Raw genomic sequence first — 18,433 nt, 5'->3', positions numbered from 1 at the left:
CCCCGCTCTTAGCCCGATCAATTCAGTCCGATCGAACGAGCAATATCTTTAAATGTGGCCATCAACAATAAGGCCATTAATAAGGCAAAGCCGATCATTTGAATAAAGTACAGCTGATTTTTTTCCAATGGTTTGCGCCGCACCGCCTCCACCAGTAAGGTCACCACATGACCGCCATCCAACACTGGAACCGGCAGCATATTAATCAATCCCAGGTTAATGCTCAGCAAAGCCGTAAACTGCAGCAGAGGGATAAATCCCAACTGAGCCACTTGTCCGGCCATTTGAGCCACGCCAATGGGACCGGCCACATCAGCCGGAATCTGGCCGGTAATCATCTGTCCGATGCCAATGATCATCCCCATCCCAATCTGATAAGTTTGGCGACAAGCCAATTTAATCGATTCAACAAAACCAGGCTGCTGATGGAATATCTGAGGCAGAACCCCAATAATCCCCCTTCTGGCCTGTTCGTCATATTCCGGCGTGATCGTCACCTCTTGGGGTTGGTCATGCCGGGAATAGGCAATCTTCAGAGACTTCCCGGGATTTTTTTGAATAAATTCGACCATCTGCATCCAGTTGCCGATTCTGACACCATCAATTGAGACAATACGGTCGCCGGTCAACAGGCCGGCCTGGCTGGCTGGCTTGTCGGACATTACCGTTCCCAGAACCGGCTCTTCCGAAGGAAGGTCAATGCCCGCTGACCAAAAGATCATGGCGAACAAGATAACCGGCAGCAGAAAATTCATGGCTGATCCGGCAATAATCACCAAAATTCTGGCCCATATGGGCTTAGAGTTAAACGAATCTTGATCCTGGGGTTCATCCGGGTCCATACCGGCAATTTTATTAAAACCTCCCAGAGGTATTAAACGCAACGAATACACCGTATTCTTCACTTTACGGCTCAACAGCTTGGGGCCGAATCCGATCGCGAATTCATGGACACCCATTCCAACCAGCTTAGCTGCGGCAAAATGCCCTAATTCGTGCATGATAACCAGCAAGCCAAACACAAAAATCGCGGCAAATATGGTGGCTATTGGAATCACTCCTTGTTGTCAAGTTTTGATAGCAGGGCCTAAATCCCGGATCACCTGAGAGGCAAAATCCCGCGCCCAGACATCCGCCGCGAACAAATCCGCCAGATCCGGCTTAGTGATTGTCTGATGACTATTGACTGTGTTACGGATAACCTGTACGATATCTAAAAAACGGATCTTCCTGTCTAAGAAAGCGTAAACAGCAACCTCATTGGCGGCGCTGAACACACAGGGCAGTGACCCGCCGCAGCGGCCCACCTCAAAGGCCAGCGCCAAGCCGGAAAAGGTTTTCTGATCCGGTTTGGCGAAGGTAAGCGCCGTTAGGCTAGTTAAATCCAGACGAGGCTGTTGGGACGGCAAGCGCTCAGGGTAAGTCAGGGCATATTGGATCGGCAGCTTCATATCCGGCAGCCCCATCTGGCCAATGACCGATCCGTCTTGAAACTCCACCATGGAATGAACGATACTCTGGGGGTGAACGACTACTTCAATCTGACTGTAATCGACCCCAAACAACCACTTTGCCTCGATTACTTCCAGGCCTTTATTAACTAAGGTGGCCGAATCAACCGTGATCTTTTTGCCCATGGCCCAATTGGGATGCTTCAGGCAGGCTTCAATGGTTACATCAGCCAGCCGGTCTAAGGTATAGCCTAAAAAGGGACCGCCGGACGCGGTAAGCAGCAGCCGGAAAATTTGTTCCTTCTTCCCCCCCTGCAGACACTGAAAAATAGCACTATGCTCACTATCCACCGGAATAATCGAAACACCATATTCTTTGGCTAAATCCATGACCAGCCCGCCGGCGGCCACCAGAGTTTCTTTGTTGGCCAACGCGATGTTTTTACCAGCCTTTATGGCTGCTACCGTAGGCTGGAGCCCGGCGAATCCCACTATGGAAGTCAGTACTGTTTCTACCGGCTCATAGACCGCCGCCTCTAAAAGGCCTTCTTCTCCCGCCAGAATCGAAGTAGCTCCGCGATAACGCCGTACCAGCCTGTCAGCCGCGGCTTTATCTGCTAGGACAGCCAATCGGGGGCTAAAGTGCCGGATTTGCTCTTCCAGCAGAACATCATTATGATGTGCCGCTAAAACAGTTGCCTGAAATCGGCCGGGATACTCGTTGATCACCTGCAGGCATTGAGTGCCGATGGAACCGGTACTGCCCAAAATAGAGATATGCTGCATGATTTCTTCCTCTCAACCTCTGCAATATAAACTATAATATAAAAAAATATACGTAGAAATATACAACTGGAACAGCAAATAAAAGGCTGTCAAACCGGTCGAGTACACCGCCATGTCCTGGCAGCAGCGTCCCGGAATCTTTAACCCCGCAGTAACGTTTTAACGCAGATTCCAGCAAATCTCCCAAAGGAGCGACAAGCCCCACGACGGCCCCAATGGCAAAAGTGTGGACCAGGGGGAATGAGAAGAAACAGCCCAAAGCGGTTACTACCAGAATACAGCCTGCCAAACCGCCGAAAAATCCCTCATAAGTTTTTCCGGGACTGATAACCGGGCATAATTTATGTTTTCCCCAGCATGTGCCGCAAAAATAAGCAAATGTATCGCTGGACCAAGTACCGACAAAGGCAACCCATAGATAGGCCGCCCCCATATCCAGCGCACCCGCTGCAGTCGAAAGGGTGAATGACTCCTGTGTAAAACGCAGCAGCACAAAATAAGTAAAAGAAGCGCCAATGTAAACGATTCCAAAAAAAGTAAAAATAATATCAGGAATACGGACTCTATCCGGATACAACACAAGTATCCCTGCCAGCAGCAGCAAAAAAAGCCAGATGGTAAAGGAAATCTCCAATGTATTCCCCAGCCAGGCAGTGGCCATGAACAGCAGAATCGCGATTATTCCCCAAAATTTAGAAATGCAAACATCTTTCTGCCGCAGCATCCGGGCGAATTCAAGCCAGGCAATAACCGCAATAAATGAAATGACCGCGGTAAAAAGCCAGCTTCCATAGTTTATGATATACACAGCGACAGGAATTCCTATCAGTGCGGTAATAATCCTTTTTAACAGCATGCATGCACCTACTTTAAGTCTTCAAACCGCCAAACCGGCGTTCGCGACGTTGATAATCCAAAAGTGCTTCCACCAAATGTTCCGGTTTAAAATCCGGCCAGCAAATGTCAGTAAACCAAAACTCCGCATAAGCGGATTGCCATAAGAGAAAATTGCTGAGGCGTTTGTCGCCGCTGGGGCGAATAATCAGGTCCGGATTCGGCAAATCCCCTGTATAAAGATGTTGTTGAATCATGGATTCATCCAGCGCTGCAGCCTGTAATTGGCCGGCTGCTATTTTATTCAAAATCAATCGCACTGCATGGACAATTTCCGCTCTTCCCCCGTAATTGACGGCTGCATTTAATATAAGCCCCTGATTGTTTGCAGTACGCTGCTGAGCGGAAACAAACTGATTTTTCAATGCCGGTGAAAGGCCCTGTATATCACCGATAAAACGCAATTGAACTCCATTATGTTCCAATTCGTCTATATTTTTCTCCAGGTAAGAGGAAAATAGCTCCATTAAAAAATCAACTTCATCTGAGGGTCTCTTCCAATTTTCAGTAGAGAAGGCATAGACCGTGATGACATTCAGCCCTATTTCATAAGCAGCCTGGACGATCTTTCGCAAGGACCCCACACCGGCCCGATGGCCCATTACCCGAGGCAATCCCCGCTTTTGCGCCCAGCGTCCGTTTCCGTCCATGATAATACCTACATGCTGCGGCAGGTTGTTCTTTTGAATGGCACCATACAGATCCTGTATTTCCGTCTCATTCCCATGAGTCTGATTCAATAGCAGCCATTTTTTCCACACACAGACAACCCCCAAGGTGAAAATCGTATTTTTTAAATATAAACCCCCTCTGGTGAGGGGGTTTATATCATGGAGCCTCAATCGCACCAACCGGGCAAACCGCCGCACAGGCACCGCATTCAACGCATTCATCTGAAATTACATAAGTAGGATTACCTTCACTAATCGCGCCGACCGGGCATGTTGCAGCGCAAGTGCCGCACGAAACACAGGTGTCATTAATTTTGTAAGCCATCCAGAAACACCTCCTTTCCCATTTTGGCCGCAACAACAAGATGATACACACCATCCTCCTGTCGTTGGCGCACCACAAACCAACAATTTTCATTCAGGTGAAACCCTTTATGGGGGCTTACACTCGGGTGTGCAGCAACACAGCGGTATTCAATTCGATTTTGTTGCAGTTGAACTTCCGCTTCTTTCCAGGGATAACCAACAAAATCCAAGTATTACACTCCAATTATAAAAATCATTTTTATCCCCGAACCTGGTACCCGTTCAAAAAGGTCCAGATGCTAGGTAAGAGAGACGCTCTGCGTCTCCGTACAGTGCAGAATTTTCAAAGGTTCCCTTACACTTCCATAATTTCTTTTTCCTTGGCCGTCATCACCGTATCGATGTCTTTGATGTATTTATCAGTCAGTTTTTGCATATCATCCTGAGCTTTTTTATTTTCATCTTCAGAGATTAGCTTGTCTTTTTCCACTTTCTTGATGGCTTCATTAGCGTCGCGCCGAACATTGCGGATAGCTACCCGCGCTTCTTCGGCTTTTTTATGGATTACCTTCACCAGTTCAGTGCGTCTTTGCTGGGTAAGCTGTGGGATTAATAGACGGATAACCGATCCGTCACTACTGGGAGTTAAACCTAAATCAGATTTTAATATTGCCTTTTCGATGGGGCCCAACATGGTTTTTTCCCAGGGCTGAATGACAATCATACGTGGTTCGGGCACTGAAATATTGCCCACTTGATTTACCGGGGTTGGAGTGCCATAATAGTCGACCGTAATTTTGTCTAAAATCGCCGGAGTTGCTCTGCCGGCCCGCAAAGTTTGGTAGTCTTTTCTAAGAGCCTCTACCGCTTTTTGCATTCTTTCTTCATGCCTTGAAAGGATTTCCTTAGTCGCCATTGGTCTTCCCTCCCACAATTGTGCCGATGTCTTTGCCAAGAGCCGCCTGCACGATATTCTCCGGCTCATCCATACTAAAGACAATAATCGGAATTTCATTATCCATACATAGGCTGGTGGCTGTAGAATCCATAACCCCCAGACCTCGCTGCAATACATCAATATGCGAAAGTGTTTTAAACTTTTTGGCGTCAGGATTATATTTCGGGTCGGAATCATACACCCCGTCAGCATTCCGTTTCGCCATTAGAATAACATCCGCCTCAATCTCCGCTGCCCGTAAAGCAGCCGTAGTATCTGTGGAAAAGTAAGGATTGCCGGTGCCAGCAGCAAAGATCACGACCCGTCCTTTTTCCAAATGACGGATGGCCCGGCGCCGAATATAGGGTTCGGCTACCTGACGCATTTCAATGGCTGTCTGTACCCGGGTATCAACGCCGCACTTTTCTAATGAGTCTTGAAGAGCAAGAGAATTCATAACCGTAGCCAGCATGCCCATGTAATCCGCTGTAGCCCGGTCCATCCCCTTAGCGCTGCCGGCCAGGCCACGCCAAATGTTTCCGCCGCCTACCACAACGCCAATTTCTAAATTTTCCTCTTTAATCGTTTTAATTTGGGCGGCAATCGAATCTACGACAGTGGGGTCGATACCGAATCCTTTATCCCCTGCCAGCGCTTCCCCGCTTAGTTTTAAAACAATTCGTTTATATTTCAAGGCAGACAAAGACAGACCCTCCCTGACATAGTAAAATTCTACAAGTCCCCGACAATTCCTTTTCATTAGTATAACTATTTTTTCAGAAAATAAGAGAACACTGAAGTGTTCTCTTATTTTTTAACAACCGCCATTACTTCCGCAGCAAAGTCATTTGATTTTTTCTCTATGCCTTCGCCCAGCTGATATCTGGTAAACCTGCGGATCGAAATTTTTTCCCCGATCCTAGCAATGCTTTCATTGATGACCTGAGTAATCGTTTTATCAGGATCCTTAATATAGGCCTGTTCCATCAAACAGGCTTCTTTATAGAATTTTTCCAGGCGACCTTCGATCATTTTTTCCACAATATGAGCCGGTTTGCCCTCATTCAGTGCCTGGACACGCAAAATCTCCCGTTCATGTTCCAAGACTGCGGCAGGAACTTCTTCCCTCGCTACATAGCCGGGATTCGAGGCGGCAACCTGCATGGCGATATCTCTGGCCAGAGATCTGAAACCATCGGTTTTGGCCACAAAGTCGGTTTCACAGTTGAGTTCAAGCAATACGCCGATTCTGCCCCCACCATGTATGTATGCTTCCACAACACCTTCGGCTGCAACCCGGCCGGCCTTTTTAGCAGCAGCCGCTAAGCCCTTTTCCCGAAGGAAATCAACGGCTTTTTCCATATCCCCATTGGTTTCAGACAAAGCTTTTTTACAATCCATCATTCCGGCTCCAGTGCGTTCACGAAGCTCTTTCACCATTTCCGCGGTAATCATCTGACTCCTCCTGTTTATTGTGAAGGGTAAGGGAAATAAATCCCTTACCCTTTACTCTTCATTTATTACTCGCTAGCAGCAGCTTCCATTTGTTCGCCCTGCCGGCCTTCTAGGATAGCATCCGCCACTTTCCCGGTAAGAAGTTTTACCGCACGGATAGCATCGTCATTGCCCGGAATAACGTAATCTACCTCGTCCGGATCGCAATTAGTATCAACAATCGCTACAATGGGGATGCCTAACTTGCGCGCCTCAGCGACAGCAATGCGTTCTTTGCGGGGGTCAATCACAAATAAAGCGCCCGGCAGGCGGTTCATATTTTTAATTCCACCTAAAAACTTCTGCAAACGATCCATTTCATGACGAAGCGTAATGACTTCTTTTTTTGGCAACACTTCAAATAAGCCCTGAGTTTCCATGTTCTCCAGTTCCCGCAGACGGTTAATCCGCCGTTGAATGGTCTGGAAATTGGTGAGCATGCCGCCCAGCCAGCGTTCATTCACATAATACATGTCGCAGCGGGTAGCTTCCTCTTTGACTGCTTCCTGGGCCTGCTTCTTGGTGCCTACAAACAAAATCGTGGCACCTTCACCGGCAACCTCGCGGACAAAATTATAAGCTTCCTCTACTTTTTTTACCGTTTTTTGCAGATCAATAATGTAGATGCCGTTTCTTTCCGTAAAGATATACGGAGCCATCTTAGGGTTCCAGCGTCTGGTTTGATGACCAAAGTGCACTCCGGCCTCCAGAAGCTGCTTCATAGAAATAACTGACACAGTAACACCTCCTGTTAATATACCGCCGCATTCTGCATCTCTGATCCTTACCGGGTATTTAGCACCGGCACAGGGGATCAGATTAAAATGCGTGTGGATTTTTACCGAATGCTAGTATACCATAGCTTTGCAGTCAATACAAGTAAATTCTAGTCAACACATAATATTTCTCAATATTTTACTTTTTATTCAACTGTAGGAACAGCATGACTTCCCCTTGTCCCATAGAGGTTGCTTTGGCGATATCAGTAATATTGCAGCCCTGTTGTGCCATTTCTAAAGCCTTCCGCCGTTTATCTGCGTCACTTGCCGCTTTTTCTTCCGGATTTAAAGCAGCATCCTTCACATCATCATCAGAAAGCAATATCGCCTTTTCCACCTGATGATCACGATGCGCCTGCGTCATTCCGGAAACTTCTTCCGAGGGAAAATTCATGGCCCGGATCAGATTTTCCGCCGCATGAATTTGATCGCCAAGAACCTCTATCTTCTGCGTAGCCTCATCCAGGAGAAACTCCATCTGATCAATTTGATGCTGCATCCGTTTAACGACATGGTCAGCCGTTCCTTCAATCTGCCCCTGAAATTCCCGGGACAGATGAGAGATGTTCAGAGAAAACATCTGAATCAGCATACGGCGTTTATAAACCATGAAAAAAATCAAAACGCAAATTATAATGGTGATCAAAATGATCCCGTTGAGCATAATTCACCCCGTTAGGTTTTTATATCAATTTTATGCCCGCGCACCGGATCAGCAAACTGGGAACCTGTCGCTTTCGCCGGTTCCTTGCTTTGCTCCGAATTGTCCTCCGTGTCTTTCTGCCCGTCTTGCTGACTTCCCCTTTTTTCTGGAGGCTGCTTGTCCCTGGTGACTTTGCCGCCTTCTGATTTTGCAGGATTTTGAACCTGTTGCTGTCGTTCGGCGGAAATCCTCTGCCAGAGAGCGGCGAATTCCTGCTGCTGTATCGCGGCCTGCTGATTGGTGGTATGTTGGGCTTTACCGGCCTCCGTCGCCTTGGGTATGAGAACCTGCAGGTCGATGGGTCTAATGTTCATGCTCATCGACTAATCCCACCCATTCCTGTTCCGGCAGAACAGTTATTTAAAGGGTCCAATTTTAATTTCACCATCTTCGGCATAAAACGAAACGTAGCGCAAGGGTTCCCGGATAGGCTTCACTTGAGTGCCAACCACCACTTTCACACCCGGAAAGACATTGTCTGCTACCCGGATCCGGCCGTAGCGCATCTCCTCAAAAGCAAGCTCAATCTCGGTCAGGCGGTTTTTCACGGTTTCAACCTGGCCAGCCAGTTGAAACTGAGCTTTCGTTAGTTTCAATAGCATTTCCCGCTTAGCAGGAGGTAAATCCTTTTGATTCATCCCCCGCAAAAGGGATAACGATTTTTGAGTCTGATCCAAGGACGATTCTATTTTTTTGATTTCTTTACGAAGATTTTGATATTCTTCCCGGAGTATGGGATTCACGCCCACTTCCAGTTCAGTGGCCACCGCCAGTTGCGTACCGATGACTTTTGCCCTGATTTCTTCTCCTGCTGTTATCTGCCCGCCGGCAATCAAACCTTTCCGGCCTTCTACCAATATTTTTCTACCGGCGCTAATCCGGCTATGCAGAATGACATCATTCACAATGACTTCTTGACCGGCATACACGGTAGAATTTTCAATAAATTTCGCTATCACATTTTCTTTCGCCTTAATATAGCCCCGATTCATACCTTGCACGCCCATTTTAATCAGCACGGTTCTGCCTTCGACAATGCCGCCGCTGACTGCACCGTAAACTTCGACATTGCCTTCCGCCTTTACGGAAAAACCCGCCTGAATATTACCGCGAACCAGCACATTGCCGACAAATTCGATATTGCCGGTGGACAAGTCCACATCGCCTTTGATCTCAATCATGGGAGTGATATTGATTCTATTGTTGGAAACAATAATCTGCCCTGAAATCGCGGCAACTAACTTCGTGTTTTCTACCAGCGATACATTTTTCCCGAGCGGTATAGGAATATCCTTACCCGGTTTGCCATTGACCGGCATACCCAATACATCTGTTCCGGGAAGTCCCGGCACCACCGGAATTTTTTCAGCGACTAAATCGCCTTCCTGAACAGTAGTGAACAGATTAATATTTTTAAAATCGACGCTGCCGTCGGCTAACTCGGTAGGCTTTCCTTTGTTGTTCATATCAAAATGATACACCATTTTGGCATCAACACCGTCGACCGGTTTTTGCCCGTAAGCGAAAGCCATCTGATTTCCGGGATTTCGACAGGCTTTTTGCACAGCATTCATGTCAATGCCGAATTTAACACCGGATTGCTGGATTTTGTCCAGCACTTCTTGTTCCACAACCTCCCGACTATTCGGCGGCAAAGTAATGATCAGCGAAGCCTCCATACGGTCGCGGCTGATAAGAACCTGTATAACAGGATCCGCTTTTACCGCCAGAACATCTTCATTACTCAATTGTCTCCCCCCCCCTATTACATCAAAGCAAACTGGATTTTACTCTCGCCAGTGCTCCGCGCAAGCGAAATATTGCCTTGGTATGAAGCTGCGAGATACGAGCTTCGGTTAATTTCATAATGATGCTGATTTCCTTCAGAGTCAGGCTTTCATAATAATACAATGCTATCACTAAACGCTCTTTGTCAGGGAGTTTATTGATTGCTTGACAAAGAGTACGTTTCACATCTTCATCTTCAACATATTGCAGCGGAGTCGCAAGTTGTTTGGAAGGGGTCTCTGTCTTTACAAACTCTTCCAATGGCATAATCGTACTTGCATTCAGTTGATTTAATAATGTATGCAATTGTGCCACCGAAATCCCAATTGCTTCCGCAATTTCATCATCAGTGGCCGATCTTCCCAGTTTGTGCTCCAGTTCGCCCAACACTTGCTCGTATTGACGAGCTCTCTGGCGAACCGTAGTCGGCACCCAATCCAAAGCGCGCAAAGAATCTAAAATAGCACCGCGGATCCTGGCAACCGCATATGTTTCGAACTTAATATTACGATTGGGATCAAAACGCTCAATGGCGTCCAACAAGCCAAAAAAACCATTACTAATTAAATCGTCCTTATCTACATAGGTCGGCAAGCCGATGGCAATTCTGCCGGCAACTAGTTTCACCAGAGATAAATAATGGGCCACTATTTTCTCCCTGATATCAGGTAATCTATGTTGTTGATATTCTGTCCACAGCTGATGAATATCCACCTGTAATTCCCTTTTTTCGTTCATGGAACCTCTCTCCGCCCCATCTTAATTACCTTGTGAAGAAACACGTTCGAAATTTTCCGGGGTTAAGGGTTGGAATGGAGAACTATCTTCCAAATCTTTAAAGTCCAGTTGTTCACTTACAATATCAAGATTGCGACCTTGGGGTTTTTCATACTGGATCGTATCTAAATAGTTAACAGCAACTGAACCGGCCACATAACCGCATAAACCAAAAATCACGGTGGAAGTGATGAAGCGATAGAATAAAGTTAACATGCGAATATCGTTTGTGAACCCGACTGCCAGCGTCAGGGTACCTGCCATCAGTGCCATAAGAGCCGCGATTTTTATCTTAAGCACCTAACTCTCCCCCTCAAAGCTACAAATCTTTTTCACCTTTATCAATGGTCTTGATTTTAAATATACCAGAATCGAGTTTCAGTTCTACGGTACGTCCGTAATTTCCTCCAGTATCCTCAGCAACCAGCTTAATATTCAGATTTTTCAGGACCAAGCGCACTGCTTCGGCATTTCGTTCACCAATACGCATTATATCCGTAGCATTCGCAAAGGAAAACATTTGCGCGCCGCCGGCAATTTTAGCGGCAAGCCGTGTCTTTACCCCGCCTAGTTGTATAATTTCAGCCACCATGGCCGGCAGCGCAGTATCGGCAAATTTGGCCGGATTATCAGCAGCCCGGGCCTGTAAGCTGTCAGGCAACATAATATGGGCAAGGCCGCCCACTTTCGTTACCGGATCATAAACGGCAATACCAACGCAGGAACCCAACCCATAGGTGATCACACTCGCAGGAGCCTTTCCAACCTTATAGTCCGCCATTCCCACCTTAATTAAATCCGGCATCATTCCTTCACCCCTATTGACGCTAAGATAGTTCCTAACGAACCGGGGTCAGGAATCAGGAAAAAATGTCCCTTGACACCATCACCTTCACTGCTGAACTCTGTTTCGATCACCAGGGCATGGTCTCCCATCTGCCCCAATTGGATCAAGATAACACTGAGCAGAGCGCCGGCCATATCAATAGCTAAAGCCGGGATGGAAGGAAGCAGGGTGAACCGGGTAAAATAGGATAAAGCGTTCAGGTAAGCACCGGAGAGGATATTGCCAATCTCCATCACTGCAGATTCATCCAGGGAATTCAGAGACCGGGTATACCCTTTTTCTCGCCCCATCAGCATATCTACCAAAGAAAAGGCGCTCTCCCGGGGTAATAGAAATAAGATACTGCCGGGAGCCGGACCAAATACCCTAAAATAAACGCCTGCCACCATTATTTCCGGTCCGCCGACTACATCAGGCACGTCTCCCAAGGGTAAAATCGCGACGCGTGGCACAGTCATATCAATCTTGCGATGAATAATCTGAGATAATGCCGTTGCAGCATTACCTGCGCCGACATTGCCAACTTCTTTTAAGGCGTCTAGCTGCAAAGATGTTAATTTCAAGATTTCCTCTGACAATGTGCCCACCTCGTTTTTATAATGGTAATAGTGATTCAGACTATTTGACGGCTTCTTGCCCAATAGCGACGATGGATGCCACATTCAATAAAATCAAGAGGCGGTTATCCAGTTTTCCCACACCGCTGATATAATTTATACCGACTTCAGAACTCACCACATAGGGCGGTTCAATGTGGTCCTGGCTAATGGCCGTAACTTCCGTCACCGCATCCACGACCATGCCTACATGCACTTCATCCACTTTAACAATAATAATTCTCGAGGTATCCGAGTAATCGCCTTCCGCCAATCCCAGTCTTTTTTTCAGGTCAATCACTGGCAAGACACTGCCGCGCAAATTAATGACTCCCTTGACATATTCGGGGGTATTGGGTACGCGGGTAATATCAGTCATCTTCTTAATTTCCTGGACCTGAAGAATATTAAATCCGTACTCTTCCCGCCCCAGCTTGAATACGACCAGTTGTACCTCCGAACTTGAATATTCCTTATCTGCCATAGCTTTCGCCCCCTACTGCATTAATGAACCAACATCCAAAATGAGCGCCACCTGTCCGTTTCCTAAAATGGTAGCACCGGCAACGACCTTGATGCCTGCCAGTAATTTGCCCAAGGACTTGATCACGATTTCCTGCTGACCAATCAGTGTATCTACGATGATACCGGCACGATGGTCGCCCATATGCACGATAACAACGAACAATTCCTCTTGTTCCTGCTGTCCGGCGCTGGGAATATTTAAAGCTTTAGTCAGGCGAACAATGGGGATAATCTGTCCCCGCAACAAGATGACTTCCTGGTTTTGCACCGTTTTAATGTCATGGGGGGTAATATTAATGGTACTGTCAATGGAGCCCAAAGGAATCGCATAAATCTCATCGCAAACACTGATCAAGAGCGCTTGGATAATGGCCAGAGTTAAAGGCAGTCGAATTTTAAACCGGCTTCCTTCGTTGAGTTTGGTTTCCACATCCACCATACCGCCCAAGGACTCAATCTTGGTTTTCACCGCATCCATGCCCACGCCCCGGCCAGAAATGTCAGTAACGGCTGCCGCCGTGGAAAATCCGGGTAAGAAAACCAGGCGAACTGCTTCTCCCGCATCCATTTTCTCGGCTTCAGCCGGAGAAATGAGTCCTTTTTCCACAGCCTTCTGTTTGACGATATCAGGGTTAATACCTTGCCCGTCGTCTTCCACCATAATGATGACGTTGTTTCCTTCATGCCGGGCAATTAAACGGACTTCACCGGTGGGATTCTTGCCTTTTGCCCGGCGTATGGCCGGATTTTCGACCCCGTGGTCAATAGCATTCCGGAGCAAGTGAACCAAAGGATCGCCGATCTCGTCGATTACCGTTCGGTCTAACTCAGTCTCTTCCCCCTGAATAATCAGATTCACTTCTTTCCCCAATTCATGGGACAAATCCCGTACCATGCGAGGAAAACGATTAAACACCTGGCCAACGGGAACCATGCGCACCTTCATAACCACAGCCTGCAGGTCGGTGGTCACCCGGTCCATTTGCTCGATGGTTTCCACCAAATCGGTCAGCTTGTGGGTCAGGCCGATTTGTTCCAGACGAGTTTTGTTAATGACCAGTTCTCCCACCAGATTTAACAAATTATCCAGTTTTTCAATATCAACCCTGACTGACTGTCCACCCTTCATTTTGTGATCCACAGCATTGTTATGGACTGCTTTCTCTGTTTTTTCCGACTGAACCGGCTCAACGACTGAGTTGGCGGCAACCGTGTTCGCCGGCGTGTCCTTCTCTGGCAGGATATAGGAAAAAACCGTCACCTTTTCAATTTCCGAAACCGAGTTGACAGCCTGTTCGATCTTTTCCGGCTCGGCATCACTGACCAAAAGCAATGCAAAACTCAGTTCAAAGTTTTCCTTTTCCAAATCTTCGGTGGAAGGAACGCTTTTAATCACATCGCCTAATTCTTCCAAGGCCCGCATCACCATATAGGCTCGGGCCGATTTCAGGAGACAACCCTCTCGCAAAGCGACAGTCACTTCAAAAGCCCGAATCCCGCTGTGATTGGCGCTTCGAATCACCTTAGCCTCCGTATCATTCAGAATAAGATTAGAGGAAGGTTTGCCGCTTTCCGCCACCGGGTATACCAGCATGTCCGGCCCACTCTGCGTTGACAAAGCCGGTGCGCTTTCTCCATGCTTGACCAGCCCGGTGAGCTGCTGTACCAAAGACTTGGTACTAATAGACGAGGGATCAGTCTGGCTGGCTACACTTTCGACGAGCTGTTCCAGGGTATCTACACATTTGAACAGGATATCCACAATGTGGTGATCCGCTTTTAACTCAGCCTTACGCAATAAGTCCAAAACATTTTCCATTTCATGGGTGAGTTCGGCAATAGAAGTAAAGCCCATAGTAGCCGACATCCCTTTGATTGTGTGGGCACTGCGAAAAATCTCGTCTAAAACCGACAGATTCGCCGGGTCATTTTCCAGGTCCAGCAAACAACGATTCATATTCTGTAAATGTTCGCGGGACTCCTCCAAAAACATACCTGTGTATTGATTCATATCCATGGTTAAACACCTCCGTGTCTACTTTGTAGTTGCCTGGTAATTTCTGCAGCGATATTGTGCAAAGGCAATATCTTGTCGACCACGCCCAATTCAATGGCGGATTTAGGCATACCAAAAACTACGGTTGTGGAAGCATCTTCAGCGATCGTCGTGCCGCGGCGTTCCTTAATGGTTTTCAAGCCTTTCGACCCATCATGTCCCATTCCGGTAAGAATTACGCCAATGGCGTTTTCGGCGTAAATCTTAGCCACCGACTCCAGCATAGGATCCACAGAGGGTCTGTGCCCGCCGATCGGTAGTTCCTGATTCAGTTTGATCACGGTCCTGGAGCCTTCCCGCGCCAGCACCATATGATAATCGCCAGGTGCTATATAAGCCACGCCATTTTGGATTACATCATCATGTTCGGCTTCTTTCACCTTTAGCGCCGATAGGGTATTGAGCCGCTCAGCCAGAGACTTGGTAAATCCCGGAGGCATGTGTTGCACTATGACCACTCCGGATGGCAATTCTGTCGGCAATTGGGTCAGGATTTCCTGCAGGGCTCTAGGCCCGCCGGTAGACGTACCGATGGCTACGATGCGTTCGCCGGCGGACTGTGATGGAGACAAAGAATATCTTTCCGAAGATGGCTTTTTCGTCGGCAAATTCCCCCACTGAATCTCAGGCGAAGGTTTCATTACCAGGCGCTTCATGTCCACTTTGGAGGCTTCCCGACATTTTTCAAGAATTTCATCGATAATATTGTCAATTTTGGATATAGGGCCGGCAGTTTTAGCGACGAAATCAACAGCGCCTGCTTCCAGGGCCTGAATGGTTGCTTCCGCTCCCGTTCTGGTCAGGCTGCTGATCATTACCACCGGAGTCGGCCGGATTTTCATAATGGCTTCCAATGCCTGGATGCCATTCATTATTGGCATCTCTACATCCATAGTAATGACATCCGGCTGTAATTTTTGTACTTTTTCAATCGCCTCATTGCCATTGCGAGCTACATCAACCACAACAAAATCCGGCGCAGCAACGAACAAATCCGACAGAACTTTACGCATAAAGGCCGAATCATCTACAATCAATACTTTGATCATACCCATATCCCATCTCCCCACCTATCAACAGACTTAATCCAACCCTTTGCGACGGCGTTCCACTTCCAGCTTAAAAATGTATTTGATAATATGACTGCGTTCCTTCTCCGGCAAATCAATGAATTTAACTCCCACCCAATAGGAACTTGGATCGGATTTAGGCTGCTGTACCCTGGTCACTTCCCCTTTTGTCTCGATGGGTCCGACCTCAGGCAGTTCAAAGCGCAAAGATACCTTGGCCCTGGATGGAAACGGCTGTTTCGACAGAATTTGAACTCCGCCGCCACTAATATCACGGATGAATAGCCCCGTAGGCTGCATTACTGACGGCAAGGTTTCCACTCTTACTGCGACTGGCAGTTTACTGCTAATTCGGACAAACTCCCGCAGCTGCACTTTCTGAACCTCACTGGGAAAACTCATCAGCCATACCGGACGCGGCGACATCCGCCGGTCAATAAAGATACTTTTAAACAGGTAGAGCGCCGTTTCACCCAATAACCTGCCATAAACAGGCGCACCGGAATTAACCACCAGCGGCTGGCCTTTTTCCATGGGCATGGAAATAATCATGTGAGTCGGGGTAATTTCTTCAATACGGCTATAAAAAACGTCACCTTGTCTGCTTTTAGACAGGTAAATCTCCACTCTTTGGTTTACTTGAAAAAGCCCTGAATCCATAGAGCATTACCCCCTTTACGAGCAAGTTACCAGGATTGCAGCATTCTTGACATAAATCCTCTAAAGCCCTTGGTCTCAGGCAGAGCTTCTCCATGAAGAAGCTTACGGGCAATATTTTCGATACAGCGGGTAGAGGCAGCCTGAGGATACGATAAGATAAAAGGAACTTGTTTTTTTACGGCTTTGACAACAGCAGGGTCTTCATTGACAAAACCCAGACTGTTAACCGAGAATCCCAGAAATCGAAAAGTCGCTTTGTTCAGCTTATCGACTACCATCTGACCTTCTCCGGCATCCTGCACTCGATTGACCACCAGACTCAGGGGGGCAGCACCACCATTGCCAGCATAAGCCTTCATCATGGCGTAAGCATCGGTAATCGCCGTAGGCTCCGGTGTAGTAAGAATAATGACCTCATCAGCTGCCATGACGAAGTTCAGCACATTCCGGTTAATACCGGCTCCTGTATCAATCAGGACAAAATCAGCCCAATTGTCAAAAAGAGTGATTTGGTTAATAATCCGCTGTAATTGCACGTTGCTTAGATTCGCCAATTGATAGATGCCGGAACCGCCGGTCATGAACTTAATACCGCAGGGTCCGTCGGAAACAACATCATCCACACTAAACCGGTCTTCCAGCAAATTCAAAATACTGTACGGAGCGGAGCATCCCAAAACCACATCCACATTAGCCATGCCTAAGTCGGCATCGATCACTAAAACTTGCTGGCCCATATTCCCCAGAGTCAAAGCCAGATTGACCGTAAAATTGGTTTTCCCGACTCCGCCTTTGCCGCTGGTCACGGTAATAACGCGAGGACTGCTGCCGTTATAAGCCTGCTTAATGACAGGAGTTGAAGGCGATTCACGGGAATTTTGTACGATTTGTCGAAGTTTTTCTGCTTGATCACGCATTATGAATCCTCAACATCAAATTTGCCAATTGCTGTGGATCAGCTAGTTCAATGTCATCCGGAACATTTTGTCCGGTAGTGACATAGGATAAGGATGCAGGGAACTGATACAGCAAATTGAATACCGTACCGAGATTACTCGCCTCATCTAATTTAGTAAACAAAAACTTTTTGGGTGAACAAACGGAGAATTTATTCACTGCATCCAAGGCTTCTTGATACTTAGTCGTAGCGCTCAGCACCAAGTACACTTCCATTTGAGGATTTACTGTCAGCAGGGCCTGCAGTTCCCCCAGCTGATATTGATTTTTCGGACTGCGCCCGGCAGTATCCACCAAAACCAAATTTTTATCTTTGTGGCGATGAAGCGCGGTTCGCAATTCATCAGGAGTATAAACAATCTCCAAAGGTACACCGATAATATCCGCATAAATCTTTAATTGTTCCACTGCGGCGATACGGTAAGTATCGGCGGTCACCAACGCGACCTTGAAATTTTCTTTGATAGCAAAACTCGCGGCCAATTTGGCAATGGTCGTTGTTTTACCTACCCCGGTAGGCCCGATCAAAGCAACTGTTTTACAGGAATCGGGCGAAAGAACAATGCCATCCACCCGTTTAAAATGGCTGCTGACTCTCTCCAACAGTAATTGCCGGATGACCTCCGGATTTGTGCCAGCCGGGGATTTTGCGTCCGGTAATCCCTTTAATAGCTCTTCGGCAATGTGCGCATCAACATCATTTTTCTGCAGCAGCTCATGCAAAGGGGAGAGTTGCTTTTCGCTTTTAGGCATCTTTTCCAACATCTGCTCAATCATTTTTCGCATATTGGCAATTTCCATTTGCAGAGCCACGCTGTTAGCCGTGTCACCGGCATTTGCCTGGTAGGCTGCCAGGCCGGATCCCATTCTTTTCTCAAGGATCGGACTGTTCTGAGAAGATCCAAGAGACGGCTGTGCCGGTACCGGAGAAGACGCCAAAGGCACCGGAGGCGTAACCGGTTGGGGCGGCGCATTATCCACTGCCGCCATAACCTCAACCGATTCTTTTGCAAACAAGCCCAGCACGCCCCCTGTGCGAAACTTTCTCGTATGTAAAATAACTGCATCCCGCCCCAAATCATTTTTCACCTGAGCGATAGCATCTTGCATGTTAGCAGCAGTAAAAACTTTCACCT

Annotated in this window: 23 protein-coding genes; all 23 read right to left on the bottom strand. The window is 47.4% G+C overall.

The annotated features are described in order from the left end of the window. Positions 1–17 precede the first annotated feature (17 nt). The 23 genes from rseP to flhF all read right to left on the bottom strand — a co-directional run bounded on the left by rseP (position 18) and on the right by flhF (position 18,431). Positions 18–1,058, bottom strand: a complete 1,041-nt coding sequence (gene rseP / locus ALO_RS13570) for an RIP metalloprotease RseP (protein WP_004573429.1) — start codon at positions 1,056–1,058, stop codon at positions 18–20. A 9-nt stretch (positions 1,059–1,067) separates the two neighbouring features. Then, positions 1,068–2,237 carry a 1-deoxy-D-xylulose-5-phosphate reductoisomerase gene (locus tag ALO_RS13565; RefSeq protein WP_004573428.1) on the bottom strand — a complete coding sequence of 390 codons (1,170 nt, stop codon included), beginning with the start codon at positions 2,235–2,237 and terminating at the stop codon, positions 1,068–1,070. Between the two features lie 31 nt (positions 2,238–2,268). Continuing rightward, a complete protein-coding gene (locus ALO_RS13560) occupies positions 2,269–3,093 on the bottom strand; it encodes a phosphatidate cytidylyltransferase (protein WP_004573427.1) in 825 nt (274 codons plus the stop codon). Between the two features lie 13 nt (positions 3,094–3,106). Then, a complete protein-coding gene (locus ALO_RS13555) occupies positions 3,107–3,892 on the bottom strand; it encodes an isoprenyl transferase (protein WP_004573426.1) in 786 nt (261 codons plus the stop codon). 67 nt (positions 3,893–3,959) lie between these two features. After that, a complete protein-coding gene (locus tag ALO_RS21480) occupies positions 3,960–4,127 on the bottom strand; it encodes a DUF362 domain-containing protein (protein WP_072031852.1) in 168 nt (55 codons plus the stop codon). Beyond that, the gene (locus ALO_RS13550) at positions 4,111–4,338 is read right to left on the bottom strand and encodes a hypothetical protein (protein ID WP_004573424.1); all 228 of its coding nucleotides are present in this window, start codon (positions 4,336–4,338) and stop codon (positions 4,111–4,113) included. Before ALO_RS13550 ends, ALO_RS21480 begins: the two co-directional genes overlap by 17 nt. 125 nt (positions 4,339–4,463) lie before the next feature. Further along, positions 4,464–5,024: a ribosome recycling factor gene (gene frr / locus ALO_RS13545; protein WP_004573423.1), complete on the bottom strand. Its 561-nt coding sequence runs from the start codon at positions 5,022–5,024 to the stop codon at positions 4,464–4,466. Next, a complete protein-coding gene (gene pyrH, locus ALO_RS13540) occupies positions 5,014–5,748 on the bottom strand; it encodes a UMP kinase (RefSeq protein ID WP_004573422.1) in 735 nt (244 codons plus the stop codon). Before pyrH ends, frr begins: the two co-directional genes overlap by 11 nt. Before the next feature lie 104 nt (positions 5,749–5,852). Then, positions 5,853–6,500, bottom strand: coding sequence for a translation elongation factor Ts (gene tsf, locus ALO_RS13535; RefSeq protein WP_004573421.1), 648 nt, complete (start codon positions 6,498–6,500; stop codon positions 5,853–5,855). A 65-nt stretch (positions 6,501–6,565) separates the two neighbouring features. Further along, complete coding sequence (gene rpsB / locus ALO_RS13530) at positions 6,566–7,276, bottom strand: 30S ribosomal protein S2 (RefSeq protein WP_004573420.1); 711 nt, start codon at positions 7,274–7,276, stop codon at positions 6,566–6,568. Positions 7,277–7,454: 178 nt separating this feature from the next. Next, positions 7,455–7,982 (bottom strand): DUF6115 domain-containing protein, encoded by a 528-nt coding sequence (locus tag ALO_RS13525; RefSeq protein WP_004573419.1) that lies wholly within the window; start codon positions 7,980–7,982, stop codon positions 7,455–7,457. Between the two features lie 11 nt (positions 7,983–7,993). Next, complete coding sequence (locus ALO_RS13520; RefSeq protein WP_004573418.1) at positions 7,994–8,341, bottom strand: hypothetical protein; 348 nt, start codon at positions 8,339–8,341, stop codon at positions 7,994–7,996. 36 nt (positions 8,342–8,377) lie between these two features. Further along, positions 8,378–9,769: a DUF342 domain-containing protein gene (locus ALO_RS13515; RefSeq protein WP_004573417.1), complete on the bottom strand. Its 1,392-nt coding sequence runs from the start codon at positions 9,767–9,769 to the stop codon at positions 8,378–8,380. Positions 9,770–9,791: 22 nt separating this feature from the next. Continuing rightward, positions 9,792–10,547 carry a FliA/WhiG family RNA polymerase sigma factor gene (locus ALO_RS13510; RefSeq protein WP_004573416.1) on the bottom strand — a complete coding sequence of 252 codons (756 nt, stop codon included), beginning with the start codon at positions 10,545–10,547 and terminating at the stop codon, positions 9,792–9,794. A gap of 21 nt (positions 10,548–10,568) precedes the next feature. Beyond that, complete coding sequence (locus tag ALO_RS13505; protein ID WP_004573415.1) at positions 10,569–10,886, bottom strand: hypothetical protein; 318 nt, start codon at positions 10,884–10,886, stop codon at positions 10,569–10,571. A 19-nt stretch (positions 10,887–10,905) separates the two neighbouring features. Continuing rightward, the gene (locus ALO_RS13500; RefSeq protein ID WP_004573414.1) at positions 10,906–11,391 is read right to left on the bottom strand and encodes a chemotaxis protein CheD; all 486 of its coding nucleotides are present in this window, start codon (positions 11,389–11,391) and stop codon (positions 10,906–10,908) included. Beyond that, complete coding sequence (locus ALO_RS13495; RefSeq protein ID WP_004573413.1) at positions 11,391–12,011, bottom strand: chemotaxis protein CheC; 621 nt, start codon at positions 12,009–12,011, stop codon at positions 11,391–11,393. The genes ALO_RS13500 and ALO_RS13495 overlap by 1 nt, the downstream gene beginning before the upstream one ends. A gap of 40 nt (positions 12,012–12,051) precedes the next feature. Beyond that, entirely contained in the window at positions 12,052–12,513 is a 462-nt protein-coding gene (locus ALO_RS13490; protein ID WP_004573412.1) for a chemotaxis protein CheW, read from the bottom strand. 12 nt (positions 12,514–12,525) lie between these two features. After that, positions 12,526–14,571 carry a chemotaxis protein CheA gene (locus tag ALO_RS13485; protein WP_004573411.1) on the bottom strand — a complete coding sequence of 682 codons (2,046 nt, stop codon included), beginning with the start codon at positions 14,569–14,571 and terminating at the stop codon, positions 12,526–12,528. 2 nt (positions 14,572–14,573) lie between these two features. Continuing rightward, positions 14,574–15,659 (bottom strand): protein-glutamate methylesterase/protein-glutamine glutaminase, encoded by a 1,086-nt coding sequence (locus ALO_RS13480; RefSeq protein WP_040293483.1) that lies wholly within the window; start codon positions 15,657–15,659, stop codon positions 14,574–14,576. Positions 15,660–15,692: 33 nt separating this feature from the next. Continuing rightward, positions 15,693–16,340: a flagellar brake protein gene (locus ALO_RS13475; protein ID WP_004573409.1), complete on the bottom strand. Its 648-nt coding sequence runs from the start codon at positions 16,338–16,340 to the stop codon at positions 15,693–15,695. 26 nt (positions 16,341–16,366) lie between these two features. Next, positions 16,367–17,257: a MinD/ParA family protein gene (locus tag ALO_RS13470; RefSeq protein WP_004573408.1), complete on the bottom strand. Its 891-nt coding sequence runs from the start codon at positions 17,255–17,257 to the stop codon at positions 16,367–16,369. Further along, on the bottom strand, positions 17,250–18,431 hold the full coding sequence (gene flhF / locus ALO_RS13465; RefSeq protein WP_238528274.1) for a flagellar biosynthesis protein FlhF: 1,182 nt from the start codon (positions 18,429–18,431) through the stop codon (positions 17,250–17,252). The genes ALO_RS13470 and flhF overlap by 8 nt, the downstream gene beginning before the upstream one ends. Positions 18,432–18,433: the final 2 nt, after the last annotated feature.

It is taken from the genome of Acetonema longum DSM 6540, from assembly GCF_000219125.1.
In the GTDB taxonomy this organism is placed as follows: Bacteria; Bacillota; Negativicutes; order Sporomusales; family Acetonemataceae; genus Acetonema; species Acetonema longum.
The sequence above is the reverse complement of the archived record's forward strand: the minus strand, read 5'-3'. Positions and strand labels throughout refer to the sequence as shown.

Bases quoted from the DNA above. Each gene is read 5' to 3' on its own strand.
- ALO_RS13485 (WP_004573411.1), bottom strand. From the start codon at position 14,571: ATGGATATGAATCAATACACAGGTATGTTTTTGGAGGAGTCCCGCGAA.
- frr (WP_004573423.1), bottom strand. From the start codon at position 5,024: ATGGCGACTAAGGAAATCCTTTCAAGGCATGAAGAAAGAATGCAAAAA.
- ALO_RS13475 (WP_004573409.1), bottom strand. From the start codon at position 16,340: ATGGATTCAGGGCTTTTTCAAGTAAACCAAAGAGTGGAGATTTACCTG.
- ALO_RS13490 (WP_004573412.1), bottom strand. From the start codon at position 12,513: ATGGCAGATAAGGAATATTCAAGTTCGGAGGTACAACTGGTCGTATTC.
- ALO_RS13565 (WP_004573428.1), bottom strand. From the start codon at position 2,237: ATGCAGCATATCTCTATTTTGGGCAGTACCGGTTCCATCGGCACTCAA.
- ALO_RS13560 (WP_004573427.1), bottom strand. From the start codon at position 3,093: ATGCTGTTAAAAAGGATTATTACCGCACTGATAGGAATTCCTGTCGCT.
- ALO_RS13470 (WP_004573408.1), bottom strand. From the start codon at position 17,257: ATGCGTGATCAAGCAGAAAAACTTCGACAAATCGTACAAAATTCCCGT.
- ALO_RS13510 (WP_004573416.1), bottom strand. From the start codon at position 10,547: ATGAACGAAAAAAGGGAATTACAGGTGGATATTCATCAGCTGTGGACA.
- tsf (WP_004573421.1), bottom strand. From the start codon at position 6,500: ATGATTACCGCGGAAATGGTGAAAGAGCTTCGTGAACGCACTGGAGCC.
- ALO_RS13520 (WP_004573418.1), bottom strand. From the start codon at position 8,341: ATGAGCATGAACATTAGACCCATCGACCTGCAGGTTCTCATACCCAAG.
- ALO_RS13525 (WP_004573419.1), bottom strand. From the start codon at position 7,982: ATGCTCAACGGGATCATTTTGATCACCATTATAATTTGCGTTTTGATT.
- ALO_RS13500 (WP_004573414.1), bottom strand. From the start codon at position 11,391: ATGCCGGATTTAATTAAGGTGGGAATGGCGGACTATAAGGTTGGAAAG.
- ALO_RS21480 (WP_072031852.1), bottom strand. From the start codon at position 4,127: ATGGCTTACAAAATTAATGACACCTGTGTTTCGTGCGGCACTTGCGCT.
- ALO_RS13480 (WP_040293483.1), bottom strand. From the start codon at position 15,659: ATGATCAAAGTATTGATTGTAGATGATTCGGCCTTTATGCGTAAAGTT.